16 protein-coding genes are annotated in these 16,445 nt (G+C 46.4%); 14 read left to right on the top strand and 2 right to left on the bottom strand.

All coding sequences use genetic code 11. The features are described 5' to 3' along the window. Positions 1-567: 567 nt before the first annotated feature. A complete protein-coding gene (locus N6H06_RS10255) occupies positions 568-1,368 on the bottom strand; it encodes a nucleotidyltransferase domain-containing protein (RefSeq protein WP_212953662.1) in 801 nt (266 codons plus the stop codon). 434 nt (positions 1,369-1,802) lie between these two features. On the opposite strand from N6H06_RS10255, the gene bshB1 reads away from it, so the two are divergent. From bshB1 to N6H06_RS10205, 10 genes are all read left to right on the top strand, one after another. Then, complete coding sequence (gene bshB1 / locus N6H06_RS10250) at positions 1,803-2,504, top strand: bacillithiol biosynthesis deacetylase BshB1 (protein WP_212953660.1); 702 nt, start codon at positions 1,803-1,805, stop codon at positions 2,502-2,504. Position 2,505: 1 nt separating this feature from the next. Further along, positions 2,506-3,648: an N-acetyl-alpha-D-glucosaminyl L-malate synthase BshA gene (bshA, locus tag N6H06_RS10245; RefSeq protein ID WP_263706276.1), complete on the top strand. Its 1,143-nt coding sequence runs from the start codon at positions 2,506-2,508 to the stop codon at positions 3,646-3,648. After that, the gene (locus N6H06_RS10240; RefSeq protein WP_263706275.1) at positions 3,645-4,775 is read left to right on the top strand and encodes a CCA tRNA nucleotidyltransferase; all 1,131 of its coding nucleotides are present in this window, start codon (positions 3,645-3,647) and stop codon (positions 4,773-4,775) included. Before bshA ends, N6H06_RS10240 begins: the two co-directional genes overlap by 4 nt. Continuing rightward, complete coding sequence (locus N6H06_RS10235; protein WP_263706274.1) at positions 4,772-5,737, top strand: biotin--[acetyl-CoA-carboxylase] ligase; 966 nt, start codon at positions 4,772-4,774, stop codon at positions 5,735-5,737. Before N6H06_RS10240 ends, N6H06_RS10235 begins: the two co-directional genes overlap by 4 nt. A 214-nt stretch (positions 5,738-5,951) precedes the next feature. After that, positions 5,952-6,791, top strand: a complete 840-nt coding sequence (gene panB, locus N6H06_RS10230) for a 3-methyl-2-oxobutanoate hydroxymethyltransferase (protein WP_263706273.1) — start codon at positions 5,952-5,954, stop codon at positions 6,789-6,791. Then, positions 6,788-7,696, top strand: coding sequence for a pantoate--beta-alanine ligase (gene panC, locus N6H06_RS10225; RefSeq protein WP_263706271.1), 909 nt, complete (start codon positions 6,788-6,790; stop codon positions 7,694-7,696). The genes panB and panC overlap by 4 nt, the downstream gene beginning before the upstream one ends. Continuing rightward, positions 7,647-8,030, top strand: coding sequence for an aspartate 1-decarboxylase (gene panD / locus N6H06_RS10220; protein ID WP_011246908.1), 384 nt, complete (start codon positions 7,647-7,649; stop codon positions 8,028-8,030). Before panC ends, panD begins: the two co-directional genes overlap by 50 nt. Before the next feature lie 34 nt (positions 8,031-8,064). Beyond that, positions 8,065-9,036 (top strand): tetratricopeptide repeat protein, encoded by a 972-nt coding sequence (locus N6H06_RS10215; RefSeq protein WP_212953647.1) that lies wholly within the window; start codon positions 8,065-8,067, stop codon positions 9,034-9,036. 23 nt (positions 9,037-9,059) lie between these two features. After that, positions 9,060-11,888, top strand: coding sequence for an ATP-dependent DNA helicase DinG (dinG, locus tag N6H06_RS10210; protein WP_263706268.1), 2,829 nt, complete (start codon positions 9,060-9,062; stop codon positions 11,886-11,888). Then, positions 11,885-13,189, top strand: coding sequence for an amidohydrolase (locus N6H06_RS10205; protein WP_263706265.1), 1,305 nt, complete (start codon positions 11,885-11,887; stop codon positions 13,187-13,189). Before dinG ends, N6H06_RS10205 begins: the two co-directional genes overlap by 4 nt. A gap of 61 nt (positions 13,190-13,250) precedes the next feature. Here the strand turns inward: N6H06_RS10205 and N6H06_RS10200 are convergent, their stop codons facing one another. Then, positions 13,251-13,430, bottom strand: a complete 180-nt coding sequence (locus tag N6H06_RS10200; RefSeq protein ID WP_062746699.1) for a hypothetical protein — start codon at positions 13,428-13,430, stop codon at positions 13,251-13,253. 125 nt (positions 13,431-13,555) lie between these two features. Between N6H06_RS10200 and N6H06_RS10195 the strand changes: the two genes are divergently transcribed. The 4 genes from N6H06_RS10195 to N6H06_RS10180 all read left to right on the top strand — a co-directional run bounded on the left by N6H06_RS10195 (position 13,556) and on the right by N6H06_RS10180 (position 16,442). After that, a complete protein-coding gene (locus tag N6H06_RS10195) occupies positions 13,556-13,735 on the top strand; it encodes a YpmA family protein (RefSeq protein WP_062746701.1) in 180 nt (59 codons plus the stop codon). Positions 13,736-13,745: 10 nt separating this feature from the next. Then, positions 13,746-14,237: a cell wall elongation regulator TseB-like domain-containing protein gene (locus tag N6H06_RS10190; RefSeq protein ID WP_062746703.1), complete on the top strand. Its 492-nt coding sequence runs from the start codon at positions 13,746-13,748 to the stop codon at positions 14,235-14,237. Between the two features lie 109 nt (positions 14,238-14,346). Next, positions 14,347-15,639 (top strand): asparagine--tRNA ligase, encoded by a 1,293-nt coding sequence (gene asnS, locus N6H06_RS10185; RefSeq protein ID WP_263706262.1) that lies wholly within the window; start codon positions 14,347-14,349, stop codon positions 15,637-15,639. 101 nt (positions 15,640-15,740) lie between these two features. Beyond that, complete coding sequence (locus N6H06_RS10180) at positions 15,741-16,442, top strand: DnaD domain-containing protein (RefSeq protein ID WP_263706259.1); 702 nt, start codon at positions 15,741-15,743, stop codon at positions 16,440-16,442. Positions 16,443-16,445 lie beyond the last annotated feature (3 nt).

The following is a 16,445-nucleotide window of genomic DNA, read 5'->3' as shown; positions in this document are numbered from 1 at the left end:
AGGAAAATACGCGCTCCGCCATTACCGCTTGAGAGGTGTGGGCTCTCCTGAAGGGCTTTATCGATCGATTCTTTCTACGCCAGGCTTGGGGAACGAGCGTCAAAATAGGCATGTGAACATCTTCTATTTCCTTATAAGGTATGTCAGTTGTATTTTTTTGACCATTTTTTTAGGGATGTCAAGCCTAATTGTGAAATCAGGATCGGTTATGCTCATGAAATCCAGTGGCGTGGTCTAAAGAGGGAAGAACTTTAACTAAGAAGGGAAGGGGGATCGTCATTCTCGTCATTACTGAAGGAGATATATAGGACTGAATTTTTGGGTAATTAAGGGGAGGTTGAGACGATAGTGGAAAAGCATGGGAGTGGACATCAAAAAGGAACGCGGACGTTTTTTTATAGACAAGCTTTAAGCAATTGATGAATCAGATGTTAGAAGAGAGAGAAAAAAGCGCCCGCCCTTTATTGACGATTTTGAAGGAAAGGCATCAAAAGACAATACCATTCCAATAGAATCGATAAACATTGCCTAGATAACGAAGAGGAATCATCAATAGGATAAGAAACATTAAGTGATTTGTGCTTCGCGTTTGAAATTTGCAGCGAGCCATGTGCCTTCGCTCATAAACAGTTTATGGACATATTCCCGGTTTGTTGGTGCTTCTTCGATCCAATTTTGCAACATACGGACAGTGTGTTTCTTGTCCTGAAAATATTGAATAAAAACGTTGGACTGTTCATCAAGTTTTGTCGTCCAAACTTGAGATCGGGCCATCACCATTGAATAGTATGTTCGGATGAGCTTTCGGGCGAAATTTTGCGAAAGTTTTTTAAACTCTTCTGTGGAGGCTGATTGTAACCGGTCAATGGTTCGGTCGAAAACATCACGAATATCACCATTAAAGCTTATGGCGATCTCGGCCGTAAGTTTGTAGGGGCCGAAGCAATCTCGAAGATCGGTTCCGTAAATACAAACACAGAGTTCTTTTAGAAAAGCCTGTTCGTAATAGTTGATTGGGTCCATCACATGATCGAGATCTGCAACAGCTATACCAATATCACGGACTAAATATTGGTATGTTTCAGATAGTGTCGTTGAGAGTTTTTTTACTTTCATTTTCTCACTAGTATTTAGTGTACCATTGAACACAGCTAAAAGATCTAGGTCAGACTTAATGGCGATCGCATCTCCTCTTGCAACGCTGCCATAGATATATACACTGTGTAACTGATTTGGAAATAATCGAGATATTTGTTCGACAGAGTGTTGAATGCATGGCTCGTATACTTCGGAAATCTTATGAATGGAGACATCACTTGAAATATAGCCATTCTTGTCAAGTCCATACCCAGCTTGCAAATATTCCACTTTAATGTCCTCCTTTTTCAGCTTACTATATCATTTTAAGCGACCAATTGAAAACGATTCCTGTTGGCTTTGATTTTATTTTTGTAATAAAGCTTAAAAAAAATCGCCTTCTTCGAGAGGCTGCATTGCTCATATAGCCTGGGCGTGTCATAAACCACAGAGTCGAATGTAGGACAAGGCGCAGGAGGATCACTTAGCCGAGAGAAAATAGTTGGTCAGTCCATTTGTTTGGAGGTCATATCATTTTAGAAAAGGTGTGGCAATCGCCTCATTTTAGGCAATTTTACTAGGCAAACATGCTTTAGAGTACTCCTTTTTAACAAATAAACTGGCCAGCAGTTCGTATGTAGGCAACGCTTAAAAGCGCGCTGTTTTTCGTGTGTTTTGGTAATATGGTATAGTGTTAGCGAGATGGAAAGAAGGGATAAGAGATAATGGCAGAAACGGTTGATATTTTAGCTTGCGGCGCCCACCCAGACGATATTGAAATCGGCATGGGCGGAACCGTTGCAACTTACATACAAAAAGGGTACAACGTGGCTTTTCTTACTTTAACGCTTGCTGAATTGTCATCGAATGGCGATATAGCGAGCCGCCAGCAGGAAGCTGAAGAAGCTGCGCAACACTTAGGGGTGAGCGCACGTTATCAATTGGAATTGCCTGATAGGGGACTAACAGGCATAGGCGAGAAAAAACTGGAGGAAGTAGTCGATATCATCCGCCTGACGAAGCCAACACTCGTGTTTATGCCTGCGGCTGACCGCCATCCCGACCATGGTCAGTGTGGGGCTCTAATCAAAGAAGCGATTTTTAATGCGGGCATTCGCCGTTACGGGGAAGGCGAAGCCCATAAAGTGAAAGCAGCGTACCGCTATTTTATTAATGGTTTTGCCAAACCAGACTTTGTTGTTGATGTAACAGATGCCCACTCGGCTAAAGTGGCAGCGCTTCAAGCATACAAGAGCCAATTTGTTGCACAAGGCGGGGTAAAGACACCATTAACCGATGGGTATATTGAAGCCGTGATCGCTAGAGATCGTTTGTTTGGCAAAGAGGTAGGGGTTGCATTAGCAGAAGGGTTTGTTGCTGAGAATCCACTTGTGATGACAAATTTATTAGAAGGGTGCGGGCGCTAACGTGGAAAAATTGCGGATTGGCATTAGCTGTTACCCCACAGTTGGAGGATCAGGCGTAGTGGCGACAGAATTAGGAAAACAACTAGCCTCTCGGGGGCATGAAGTCCATTTTATTACGACGGAAATCCCCTTTCGCCTTGATGATAAAGTTTACCCAAATATTTTTTTTCATCAAGTTGAAGTCAACCAATATGCTGTATTTAAACACCCGCCCCATGACTTGAGTGCGGCCAGCAAGATTGCTGAAGTGATTTTAACACATGAGCTTGATTTGCTTCATGTCCATTATGCTGTTCCACATGCGATTTGCGCGATTCTTGCTCGTGACATGAGCGGAAAAGACATAAAAATCGTAACGACGCTCCACGGTACAGATATTACCGTACTAGGGTTTGAGCCGTCTTTGCGGCCGCTTATTCGCTATGGGATTGAGCAGTCAGACATTGTTACAGCTGTGTCCTATGATCTGGCTCGGCAAACAAACGAGCTAGTACGTACTGATAAGCCGATTCAGACCGTTTATAACTTTATTGACGAACAAGTGTATTATCCAAAACAAGTGGAGCAATTGCGGGCGTGTTACGGCCTGTCAGAAACGGAAGATATCATTATCCATATTTCCAATTTCAGACCAGTTAAACGGATAATGGATGTGTTGAAAACATTTCAACTCATTGTTAAAAGGAGAAATGCGAAGTTGCTTTTAATCGGCAACGGGCCAGAGTTGCCGAATGCGAGGCAGTTTGTGGAAGAACACGGCTTGACAAGCGACGTCCTCATGCTAGGCAACCAGAAGCATGTTGCTGAATTGTTGTCTATGAGCGATTTAATGCTTTTGTTAAGCGAGAAAGAAAGCTTTGGTTTAGTGGCGCTTGAAGCGATGGCATGCGGTGTACCTGTGATCGCGACAAAAATTGGCGGCATTCCGGAAGTCGTTGAAGATGAAGGAACTGGTTATTTGTGCCCCCTTGGAAACATTGAGGAGGCAGCTGCAAAAGCAATTTCCTTATTGTCTGACGATAAAAAGCGACAAGCCTTTAAACAAGCGGCGCTTAAGCGAGTAAAGCAATCGTTTGATTCGCAGCACATAGTTAGTCAATATGAGCGTTTATATGGAACAATGCTTAAAGGGGAGCAGTTATGAGCATTTGGACGGAAGGATTTAAAGTCGTTCGCACGTTAAACGATGCCGGTTTCGAAGCATATATTGTCGGTGGGGCTGTTCGCGACTATTTGCTTGGCGAGGATGTCGACGACGTTGATATTGCGACGCAAGCATCCCCTCATCAAGTTGCCGACATCTTTTCTAGAGGTGTACACATTAACCGGGAACACCAGACGGTGCTTATTCCCGGAGAAAAAGGCCCAATCGAAATAACGACATTTAAAGGCAAGACACTTGCCGAAGATTTGCAAAAACGCGATTTTACGATAAACGCATTGGCGATGACGGAAACACGAGAGGTCATTGACCCCTATGGAGGCAGACAAGATTTACAAAACCGCGTATTACGTTCTTATGATGCACAGAAGCGTTTAAGCGAAGACCCTTTGCGAATGTTGCGGGCGGCGCGGTTTATTAGTTCCTTAGGCTTTGAGGCTGATCGGCAATTGGTGAAGGAAACAACTGCGCAAAAAGCAGCTTTGCAACGCTGCGCCCTTGAACGGGTCGCCGCTGAACTGGAAAAACTGTTAAAAGGAATGGAGACAGAGGCGGCATTTGCGTTTTTACAGGAGACAGGCGCCATTCACAGCCTTCCAGGCATTCATATTACTGAAAGCCAATTAGCGGAACTGAAACGACTGCCAAAACAACAGTGGGACAGTGGCGACAGAGCTTGGCTTGAATTTGCGATTTGCACAGGTGGGACAAGCAGCTTTGCTGCTTTGCCGTTGCCGAAAAAGCGAAAACAGCGAGTGGCAGCGGGAATAAAGGCGTTTGAATATCGACAAACACAACAGCGCTGGAGTAACTGGCAGCTGTACATTTTCGGTTTGGCGATCGCTATGCAAATCGAGGCGATTCGTGCTGGGCGCCAAATGCCGAGCATTAAGAAAAAAGAATTGGTTGAACAGTGGTCTGCCTTGCCGATTAAAGCGAAAAGCGATTTGGCAATTACAGGCCGTGATTTGCTTCATGGAAAAGCTGCACCAGGTCCATGGATTAAGGAGGCGCTACAAGCGGCAGAAAAGGCCGTTGTGACAAAAAAGTGCCCCAATGAAAAGGCAGCGATTTTGACATTTTTAACGACGAGGGAGGATGGAAAATGAAAGGACAGCTACTAGCACTGCTTCAGTCAGGTGCTTACATCTCTGGTGAGGAAATGAGCCGTAAGCTTGGCGTTTCCCGCACAGCCGTGTGGAAGCAGCTATCTGCGTTGAGAGAACAAGGCTACGAGCTTGAATCAGCGCCAAAAAAGGGCTATCGGTTGCTCTCTTCTCCTGACACTTTGCTTGCCCATGATATTGAAGCACATTTACAAACAAAGACGCTTGGGCGAAACATCCACAGTTATGATTCGGTCGCCTCTACCCAACCTCTCGCCCATGAAGAGGCAGCCCGCGAAGCCCCAGAAGGGACGCTCATTGTCGCAAATGAACAACAAGGGGCAAGGGGCAGGCTTGGCCGCCAGTGGCAATCAACGAAGGGGACAAGCCTATCGATGAGCTTGCTTTTACGGCCAGACATAAGCGTCAACCAAGCGCCGCAATTAACGCTTTTGGCCGCTGTTGCCGTCACAAGGGCAATTGAGGCAGTAAGTGGGTTGGTTTGTGACATCAAGTGGCCAAATGATATTTTGTATGGCGGCAAAAAAATGGTAGGCATTTTGACGGAAATGGCTGCTGACCCTGACCGGGTGAACTATTGCATTGTCGGCATTGGCATTAATTGCAATCAGGAAAGTCATGATTTCGCCGAAACATTAACTGGCATCGCCACATCGATCAAGCTGGAAACGGGCAATCCGGTCCAGAGGGCAAAGCTAGTAGCCGCTGTGATAAATGAATTTGAATGGCTGTACGATGAATACATAAAAAACGGCTTTGCTGCGATTCGCCCACTCTGGGAAGCACGTTCAGTCAGTCTCCATACGAAACTGTCTGCCCGAACACCTTCTCGGATTGTACAAGGCTATTCATTAGGCATTACCGATGACGGGCGCTTGCGCATTCAAGACGAAGACGGTCAAGAACACTTGATTTATTCTGCAGACATTGAACTCGACAACTGACGGCAAACGTGTGCTATACTAGGGGCGCAAGGGCTGTATCTGCTAGAACGGCACCCAAAAGAGGTATGGGATCGTAACGTAACGAAAGCTTGCCTGGATCTTATCTTAGACCGGGACATAGCTTCGCGTTGCCTTCGGCTCCTTGCACTAGGCGCAAGGAGTTTTGCCGTTTCATGCAGTTCAAAATTTGAACACATGAAACAGGAGGACAGATGTGAAAACAACAAAAACGTTTAAACAAATGAAGCGAGATGGTGAGCCGATTGCGATGCTTACGGCTTATGATGCTCCTTCTGCCCGTTTGGCAGAGCGAGCTGGTGTAGACATGATCCTTGTCGGCGATTCCCTCGGAATGGTGGTGCTTGGTTACGATTCCACTGTTCCTGTAAGCGTTGATGACATGGTTTTGCATACGAAAGCAGTCAAACGCGGGGCGCCGAACACATTTGTTGTCACAGATATGCCGTTTTTAACGTACCATAGCTCGTTTTCTGAAACGGCTGGCCATGTGCGTAGGCTGTTGCAAGAGGCAGGAGCCGATGCGGTAAAGCTGGAAGGAGGCGCAGACATTGCCAGCACCGTACAACGTCTAACGGCAGCGGGTGTGCCTGTTGTTGGCCACATCGGCTTGACCCCGCAATCAGTTGGTGTTTTAGGCGGCTATCGCGTTCAAGGAAGGGCGCGAGAAGAAGGAGAGCAGTTGCTTGCTGACGCACAGGCATTGGAACGAGCAGGCGCGTTTGCCATTGTCGCCGAGTGTGTTCCAAAGCAGCTTGGCGCCCTGTTGGCTAAGGAAATCAACGTGCCGATTATTGGTATTGGCGCTGGAGCAGAGACAGACGGCCAAGTTCTTGTTTATCACGACGTGATTGGCTACGAGTCGGAACGAGTGGCGAAATTTGTCAAACAATATACGGCGATTTCACCAATCATTGAGGAAGGGCTCGCCTCTTATGTCACCGATGTGAAACAACGGGCATTTCCAGAAGAGGCCCATACGTATACAATGAACGACACAGGCTGGTTGGCTGTGTATGGGGGCGACAAAAAATGATCGAAGTGGGAACAACAGCTCAGTTGCAAAAAGTGTTGCAGGACGCACGTGAACAAGGAAAAACGATTGGTTTTGTTCCAACGATGGGAGCGTTGCATGGCGGCCATCAATCGTTGGTGCGTGCCTGTACGCAAACATGCGACTTGGTCGTTGTCAGCATTTACGTGAACCCACTGCAATTTGGCCCTCACGAGGACTATCATGAATACCCAAGACAACTGGAAAAAGACCGAGCGTTAGCAGAAGAGGCAGGGTGCGATGTACTGTTTTGCCCAACTGACGATGAAATGTACCCTGATGGGTATACGCAAACGGTTCATGTCAAGCAAGGCGCTAACGTGTTATGCGGCAAAAGCCGCCCTGGCCATTTTGACGGAGTGGCTACAGTCGTGTTGAAATTGTTTATGCTTGTTCAGCCTGATTTTGCCTTTTTTGGTGAAAAAGATGCGCAGCAAGTCGCCATTATTAAACAGCTTGTTAAGGAGTTCTTCCTTTCTGTGACGATTGTTGCTTGTCCAACTGTTCGCGAAGACGACGGCTTGGCGAAGAGCTCCCGCAACGCCAATTTGACGCCGACAGAACGCCAAGTCGCACCGAAGTTATATGCTGCCCTGCGCGATGCAGCAAAGTTGCCGACAAGCCAACTAAGCGACCTTGTCCAACAAGTGCGGCAACATCTCGCTGCATTGCCTCTAGGCAGCATAGACTATGTCGAAGCGTATGAGTATCCATCCCTTAAAAAAGTTGAGCAAAGTGACGGCGTTGTCATTTTGGCTCTCGCTTACCAATTTTCGAAAGCACGTTTAATTGACCATATCTTAATTGACATGAACAATCGCGACGGAGGGTTGAACGATGTATCGGACAATGATGAAAGCAAAATTGCATCGTGCACGGGTTACTGAATCCAATTTAAACTATGTGGGCAGCATCACCATAGATGAAGACCTGATGGATGCAGTCGATTTGCTCGAAAATGAAAAAGTACAAATTGTGAACAACAATAACGGAGAACGGTTTGAAACGTATGTGATTAAAGGGCCGAGAGGAGAAGGGGGCATCTGTTTAAATGGTGCCGCCGCGCGCAAAGTCCAACCTGGAGACGTTGTCATCATTTTGTCTTATGCGATGATGGAAAACGCAGAAGCTCTTGCCCATCAGCCGAAAGTGGCGATTTTGGATGAGAACAACCGAATTGTGGAAATGTTAGGCACAGAGCCAGCTTCTACCGTCCGTTAGTACGCATATTCCCTCCCCTGGTGATACACACTGAATGAAACAAGGCATTTTGCCATTAGGGGGAGGGATTTTTTTGCATTCATGGATTAATGAGTGGCAAGCGCTTTACCAAAATATTTGGCAGTCGCCGACTAGCAAAAGCATGGATGATGTGATCGTGCTTGAACAGATGACGCAGCAAGTATTGGATGTTTGGGGAGCGATGGATGAGGCGTTGCACCAATTACGGCAGCGGTTAAAAGAAACGGCGCCGCTGTTTGTGTACGAATCGGAAGGGACGATACTGTTCGATGCCCATCAGTTTGACGAAGCGCTTTGTTGTTTGAAAAACGAGGAGGCTGAAGGCGAAAGAGAAAATATTCGTCTGTTGTATGTCGCCTATGCTTCCTTATACACGGAGAAATTTGAGGAAGCGAGAAGCGGCTTTTTATATGTATTGCAAGTATCTTGTGATCCGCTCGTCACCCACTTTGCTTATCTTGGCATTGGCATCATAGAAATGGTTGCCCGCCGAGCAGAAGAGGCGATATTGTTTTTAGAAAAAGCAAATTCATTAACAGACAACCCAGATGTCGTGTATAATTTAGGCATATGTTATTATTGGTTGGAAGCTTACGATAGTGCTGCAGCTTATTTTCACTCTTATACGCAAGTATGCGACGATGCTGATGCTTTTATGTTGCTTGGTCTTTCGCTTTATAAAGGTGGAATGGTTGAGGAAGCGCGCGGCGTATGGCTTGATTGTGCAGAGCACGTTGATTCGAGCGAAGCGCTTTTGGCGCTGGCTAAGCTGACCGAATGGTACGGCGAACATGAACTGGCATGCTACAGTTACGAACAGTTAATGTTTATCAACGGGAAAACGCCGGAGCTGCTTCATGGCTTTGCCTGGAACCAAGCGTTGTCAGGAGATAGCCGTGCTGTTGATTTACTGTTTGAGCTTGGCAAGACAAGCCAGCAAGCGTATGAATCATGGTGTATGTTGCAGGCTGCCCAAGGAGGGTAAGGCTTCCGAATAGAGGTGTAAACGTGTCTCAATCGTTTGTTGTCATTGATTTGGAAACAACTGGAAACTCGCCAGATCAAGGCGCAAGAATGATACAAATTGGAGCGGTTAAGGTGGAAGGTTGCACGATTACGGATCGGTTCTCAACATTTGTGGATCCTTGTTGCAGCATTCCGCCTTTTATTACAGAATTAACGGGCATCACAGATAAAGATGTGGAGGGAGCGCCTGTTTTTCGAGAAATTGCAACGGATTTGCTTGCCTTTATGGAAGGCTCCAGTTTAGTTGCCCATAATGTGCCTTTTGATAAAGGTTTTTTAGAAGCGCAATTAGAAACAGAAGGGTTAAGGCTTCCAAAATGCAGCCAATTTGATACCGTTGAACTTTCGAGGGTATTGTTGCCGACACAGGAAAGCTACAAATTGTCAGAGCTATCAAGCAGCCTTGATATGGACCATGACCATCCCCATCGCGCTGATAGCGACGCAGAAATAACAGCAGAACTGTTTATTAAACTCTTACATAAACTGGAACGGTTGCCCCTTGTGACATTGCAATCATTAGAGCAAGTCGCAAAGGGGTTGAAAAGCGACTGGGACGTATTAACGCGGCCGTTGATCCAAAAAAAATGGATGAAATTAGACGAAGACGAAAGAGAATATGACTTGTTTCGACAACTGGCGCTTAAGCGCGTGGCAGAGGAGGGCGAAAATAGCGAGTCGTCCGACCATAAACCGTTTGTTGAAGTGGAGGAAGAGCTTTTTTCTAGTAGTGGCGCCATCGCCCGTGTCTTCGACTCATTTGAAGATCGTCCAGGGCAAAAGCAAATGATGAAGGAAGTTTACGCTGCGTTTGAAGAACATGCCCATGCGCTTATTGAAGCCGGTACAGGGACTGGAAAAACGTTGGCGTATTTAGTACCGAGCGCTTACTTTGCTTATTCCCAGAAAAAGCCAGTGGTGCTGTCGACCTATACGATTCCGTTGCAAGAGCAACTTTTGCAACGAGATTTGCGCTTGCTTGCTTCCATTGTTCCTTTTCCGCTACGTACGGCTGTCCTCAAAGGGAGGAGCCATTATCTCGATTTACGCAAATTTGAACAGGCGTTGCAGCAGCTTGAAAATGACTCTTATGACGTCTGTTTAACGAAAGCCCAATTGCTCGTTTGGCTGCTTGAAACGGATTATGGCGATGTGGAAGAGTTAAATTTGACAACAGGAGGGCGCAGCTTTTGGCCAATGGTCCAAAGTGATCCCGAGTCGGATTTAGGCAAGTACAATCCGTGGTTTTCCCGCTGTTTTTACCATCGCTCTCGTCGACAAGCGAAAAAAGCAGATTTAATTATTACGAACCATGCCTTACTGTTAACAGACGTTGTGCAAACTCACTCGATTTTGCCCTCCTATAGCCACGCGGTCATTGATGAAGCCCATCATTTCCAAGAAGCGGCGAGCGCTTACTTTGGGCTAACGGCTAGTTTTCTATCGGTTAGTTTTGCCATCCAACGCATCGGTGATGATCATCACGAATACGGGGCAATCGCGCGTTTGGAAACGCTCGGGGAACAAATGAAGCAGCCGCTAGCGCTTGGCGACGCAAAAGAAGGGCTTGCCCGCTTTCGGGAAGACACAGATGAACTGTTCCGAATGATCCACGTGTTTGCTTTGGACGCGCATGAAAGCAATGCGACAGATGTAGGGCGTATTAGTTATGTATATAAAAGCTTTTCAGAAGAAGGATCGCTTTGGCAAGCGATTCTTGAGTGCGCGATGCGCTTGCAGCTTCACGGCGAGCAAGTGCTGGCGGACTTAAAAGCGGCTTATCAAGTAGTCGAGGAAAACGTGGAAGATGATTACAATAGCCGTTCTCTTCTAGCTGATACACAAGGGGCCATTGCCGCTTTTGAGGAAACGGTGCATTTGCTGTACGAGCTCCTCCTTGAATACGACGACAATTATGTCTACTGGATTGAAGTGGAGCCAAAAGGGGCAAAAAATGCCACTTATTTGTATGCAAAGCCGATTGAAGTCTCAGAAAGGCTGGCTGACCAATTTTTTGCCAAAAAGAAAAGCGTCGTCCTGACGTCGGCGACTTTGACAGTCAACCAATCGTTTGATTACCAAATTGACAGGTTAGGCCTTGTTGATTTCGGTGTGAAAACAAAACAAATTGAGTCTCCTTTTTCTTATGAGCAACAAGCGAAATTGCTCGTTCCTCATGATATTCCCGATGTCCGTGGCACAGATGATGAGCTGTTTGCACAGGACATCGCCATTAAAATATGGCGAATTACGGAAGTGATGCAACGAAAAGCGCTTGTCCTCTTTACTTCTTATGATATGCTCAAAAAGGTATTTTATTATGTGAAAGACTTAAACGACGAAGGAAAATTGGCGTTAATTGGCCAAGGAGTGACAAGCGGTTCACGGATGAGACTGTTAAAGTTATTTAAACAAGCTGAGCAAAGGGCGGTGCTGTTTGGGACAAATAGCTTTTGGGAAGGAATCGACCTCCCAGGCAACGAGTTGGAGTGCCTCATTATTGTCAGGCTTCCATTTGCGCCGCCGAACTTGCCATTAAACCGGGCGCAAATGGAGCGAGCAAAATCGGAGGGGAAAAACCCTTTTACCGATTTGGCTCTCCCTCAAGCAGTCATTCGGTTTAAGCAAGGATTTGGGCGGTTAATTCGTACAAAAGGAGACAGAGGCCTCATCTTTGTTTTTGACCGGCGGATTGTGACGACCCGTTATGGACGGACATTCATCGATTCGCTGCCGGATGTACCTGTATACGAAGGGAAGCTGGAAAGATTGCTTGAAGACCACCTTGACTTTAGGGAGGAACAGTCGTGAAGACGATCATCAAGAATGCAAAAGTAATGACGATGAGTGAAGCAAGGACGATACACGGGCATGGCTATGTCGTCATTGAAGACGGCGTATTTACGGCGATTGAGCAAGGGGAGCCGGCAGAAGACGCTGCAAAAGGGGCGAATGTCGTCAATGCCGATAAAAAGTGGCTCATGCCAGGGTTAATCAACACGCACGGCCATACAGGCATGTCTTTGTTCCGTGGCATTAGCGATGACGTCCCTCTGTCTAAGTGGCTTACAGATCACATTTGGCCCCTTGAACAAAAACTTGACCAAAAAGCAGTAGAAGCAGCCCGTCTTTTAAGTATGGTGGAGATGATTGAATCTGGTACAACGACATTTTTAGAAATGTACCATTTGCACCTTGACGATTTCGCTGCGGCGCTTGAAAAAGTAGGCATGCGGGCAACGCTGATGCGATCTGTGATCGGCCTCTGTTCAAAAGAAGAACAGGAAGAAAAATTAGCTGAATCTCTTGATTTTGCGAGAAGATGGCATAAACAGGCAAATGGGCGTATTCAAACGATGCTTGCGCCTCATGCCCCGTATACATGCCCGCCTGATTATATCGAGCGCATTGTCGAAGCTGCTCGCCAAGAAGGCTTGCCTGTTCATATGCATCTTGCTGAAACACGAAAAGAAATCCACGATTATATGGATGAATACGGCATGCATCCAGTCGAGCTTTTGCAAGAAAGGGATTTACTTAGCGGGACAGAATGGCTATTTGCCCATGGCGTCCATATGCACGAGCAGCATTATGAACTGTTAGGCGCTCATCAAGCAGCTGTTTCCCATAATCCGAAAAGCAATTTAAAACTTGGCTCAGGCATTGCCCAAGTAGCAAGCATGCAAAAACACGGCATTGTCGTGGCCCTTGGCACTGATTCGGTTGCTTCAAACAACGCTCTTGACTTATTTGAAGAAATGCGCACAGCCGTGTTGCTTCAGCGGGGCGTCAATGAACAAGCTGATATTGTCACGACATGGGAAGGGCTGAATATGGCTACGTCCAATGGGGCGAAGGCATTGCGTTTTGCCAACCTAGGGACGATCGAAGTAGGCCAGCAAGCTGATTTTATTATGCTAAACCCTGAACAAGCCCACTTGCATCCAAGCAGCCAGGCTGTTTCACACCTTGTCTTCGCCGCGAAAGGCTCTGATGTAACCGATGTGTACGTCCAAGGCGTGCCGTTGATGAAAGACAAGCAATTGCTTACGCTTGACAAAGAGCGGATTTTAAAGGAAGCCAACGAACAGTTTCGCCGCTTGCAACAATGAACACGCGCAGTTAAAAAACGCTGCGGCGTCCGCAGCGTTTTGAGGTGTGGGTAGAAGGTTTTTAGTCAGTTTCAGCCTGCGTATCTGCTCCTTGAGCAGAGGATGCGACAAACATCGCCGGAAATGCGGTTTGTTTTAGTGTGAACGGCCAGACGTCTTCAATGGACTCATTGGCCCGACAAAGCAGAGACGCTTTGTCTTTGTTCTGCTGAAACCACTCGGCTAAGCCATATTGATTCATTTAAAAACGCCCCCCTTCAACTGGCGTATCCTTAGTATGGCACGAAGGGTCGGGGCTATGTTTAGCAATGATTGTGGGCGAGTGTAGATATTGGCGTGTATAAACGAAGGAAGGGGCGTGTCGTTGTGGAGCGTTCAGAAATGAAAATGAAAGTGCTGTCGACTGTGACAGTTGAGAAAACAGATGATTTTTATAAAGTAGTGGACCAATTAAACCGAACCTTAAAAGACAAGGGTTTGACATTTGGCTACGCGCTTGATGAAAAGGATCATTCAAAAATAACAATGACGATTTACGAAGTGTGAGTGGAAGCGAATGAAAAAAAAGCTAAGCATCATTTTTTCTGTTGTTTTACTTGTTGGAATCGGGCTTGGGATTTATCTATATACGGCGATTCGTAGTCCATTAACAGAGGGAGCAAAAGAAGCGACTGCTTTTGTGACTGAGCAAGGGATGATGGCTGAAGTGGACGACGTGTCTTTTTACCATGGAGAGGAAAGCTATTGGGTTGTATCTGGCACAAGCGATGAGGGAGAAGCACTGTTTGCGTGGGTAAACGACGATCCAGAGAAGCGGGAGGCAACGCTTGTGCTCCCTCAACACGCAGGTGTGCCTAAAGAGGAAATGGAACAAGCTGTTGCCCAAGAATTAGGCGTTACCGCTTTTGACTCTGTGCGCCTCGGGTATGAAAACGGACAAGCGGTTTATGAGTTTACGTATACATCAGATACGCAAGGGAAATTATTTTATTACACCGCTTTTGAAACAGGCGAATATATGAAAAGCTTTAGTATTCGCACGAATTAAACGGCTAACTCATTCGCCAAAGCCAATTGACGGCGAAAAACGGATAAAGGTATAATAATGAAGTCTTTTTTAGATAACGGAAAATGTCGTTTGGCAGGAGGAGTCACGAGTGAAAACAACAATCGCCCAAGTGGGACGTTATGTCAATGAACAAGTAACGATCGGCGCATGGATTGCCAACAAACGGTCAAGTGGAAAAATCGCATTTTTGCAGCTGCGAGATGGGACAGGCTTCATTCAAGGAGTCGTCGTCAAAGCGGAAGTGCCTGAGGACGTATTTGCGTTAGCGAAATCGATCACGCAAGAAAGCTCTCTTTATGTTACAGGCACCGTTCGTGAAGATGAACGCTCGCCGTCAGGCTATGAGCTTTCGGTAGAACAGATCGAACTCATTCACCAAGCGACTGACTACCCGATCACCCCAAAACAACATGGGACCGAGTTCTTAATGGATCACCGCCATTTATGGCTACGTTCAAAACGCCAACATGCGATTATGAAAATCCGCAGTCAAATCATTCGTTCGACGTATGACTTTTTCACTGAGCGTGGCTTTACTAAGCTGGATTCGCCGATTTTAACAGGCAGCTCGCCTGAAGGGACGTCAGAGCTTTTCCATACGAAATACTTTGATGAAGATGCGTACTTGTCCCAAAGCGGCCAGCTATATGCTGAAGCAGGAGCGATGGCTTTAGGGCGCGTTTTTACATTTGGCCCGACGTTCCGTGCCGAAAAGTCAAAAACACGACGCCATTTAATTGAGTTTTGGATGATTGAGCCGGAAATGGCGTTTGTGGAACATGATGAAAGCTTAGAAATTCAAGAGCAGTATGTAGCCCACCTGGCCAAAGCTGTCCTTGATCATTGTCAACTGGAATTGAAGCAACTTGGCCGGGATGTAACGAAACTTGAAGCAATCAAAGCGCCGTTTCCACGGATCACGTATGATGAAGCCCTAGATTTGCTCAAAGAAAAAGGGTTTGATGACATTTCATGGGGCGATGATTTTGGCTCCCCACATGAGACAGCGATTGCAGAGCATTTCGACAAACCGGTATTTATTACCCGTTACCCAAGGTCATTAAAGCCGTTTTACATGCAGCCTGCCCCTGACCGTGACGATGTCGTCCTTTGCGCAGACTTAATTGCTCCAGAAGGATATGGAGAGATTATTGGCGGGTCTGAACGGATTCATGAGTATGATTTGCTTAAGCAAGAACTGGAAAAGCACAATTTGCCGCTAGATGCCTATGGATGGTATTTGGATTTGCGCAAATACGGCTCTGTTCCTCATTCAGGCTTTGGCTTAGGGCTCGAACGTACGGTAGCGTGGCTGTCCGGTACGGAACATGTCAGGGAGACGATTCCGTTTCCGCGGTTATTGAACCGCCTTTACCCATAAACAGAACGAGGCTGGCCTTGGATTTTTTCAAGCCAGCCCTTTTGTTTTTGCCCAACCGTCCCCCAGCCCATGGTATACTAAAGCTTCAAGAGGTGGTTTGAATGAATCAGCATGTATTTTTAAAATGGGCGCAGCAAAAGCATTTATCGATCCCTTCGCTGCTACTAGAACATTATACAGATCTACAACTAGACGAGTGTGAATTCGTTGCAATTTTGCACATTCAGTCGTTTTTAGATGGAGGCGATGCGTTTCCAACTCCACAGCTATTAAGCGAACGCATGTCGATCAATCTCGATGAATGCGCCAAATTAATTGGTGCACTCGTGAAAAAAAAGCTGCTTGCCATTGAGAATCGCCTTGATGATACAGGGGTTTTTTATGAAAACTACACGCTTGAACCGTTGTGGGCAGCGTTGATCCGCTTGCTCGAACAAAAAGGTAGAGACGTGCAGACAAACACGCAAGAAAAGCAAGAAGGGGAGCTATATCAACAGTTTGAACAAGAATTTGCCCGACCGCTTTCACCAATCGAGGCTGAAACATTGTCCATGTGGCTTGACGAAGACAAGCACTCGGCTGAATTAATTAGCGCCGCTTTGCGAGAAGCCGTCGTTTCTGGAAAGCTCAATTTCCGTTATATTGACCGAATCCTGTTTGAATGGAAACGCAATAGCATTAAAACGGTCGAAGACGCCAAAGCCCATAGCGAGCGCTTTCGCAAAAAAAGTGCCCCTAAACAACGAAAAGAAACGGCCAATACGCAAGACATTCCTGGTTTCCATTGGCTCGAAAATTTATAAGGA

The sequence above is a fragment of the Shouchella tritolerans genome (assembly GCF_025770735.1).
Lineage (GTDB): Bacteria > Bacillota > Bacilli > Bacillales > Bacillaceae_D > Shouchella > Shouchella tritolerans.
Note: the sequence above shows the minus strand (reverse complement) of the source record. Positions and strands in the feature narration are given on the sequence as shown.

Excerpts from the sequence above, each read along its gene's own strand:
- N6H06_RS10190 (WP_062746703.1), top strand. The coding sequence starts at position 13,746 with ATGAAAAAAAAGCTAAGCATCATTTTTTCTGTTGTTTTACTTGTTGGA.
- N6H06_RS10180 (WP_263706259.1), top strand. The coding sequence starts at position 15,741 with ATGAATCAGCATGTATTTTTAAAATGGGCGCAGCAAAAGCATTTATCG.
- panD (WP_011246908.1), top strand. The coding sequence starts at position 7,647 with ATGTATCGGACAATGATGAAAGCAAAATTGCATCGTGCACGGGTTACT.
- panC (WP_263706271.1), top strand. The coding sequence starts at position 6,788 with ATGATCGAAGTGGGAACAACAGCTCAGTTGCAAAAAGTGTTGCAGGAC.
- N6H06_RS10215 (WP_212953647.1), top strand. The coding sequence starts at position 8,065 with ATGAAACAAGGCATTTTGCCATTAGGGGGAGGGATTTTTTTGCATTCA.
- bshB1 (WP_212953660.1), top strand. The coding sequence starts at position 1,803 with ATGGCAGAAACGGTTGATATTTTAGCTTGCGGCGCCCACCCAGACGAT.
- N6H06_RS10200 (WP_062746699.1), bottom strand. The coding sequence starts at position 13,430 with ATGAATCAATATGGCTTAGCCGAGTGGTTTCAGCAGAACAAAGACAAA.
- N6H06_RS10240 (WP_263706275.1), top strand. The coding sequence starts at position 3,645 with ATGAGCATTTGGACGGAAGGATTTAAAGTCGTTCGCACGTTAAACGAT.
- N6H06_RS10235 (WP_263706274.1), top strand. The coding sequence starts at position 4,772 with ATGAAAGGACAGCTACTAGCACTGCTTCAGTCAGGTGCTTACATCTCT.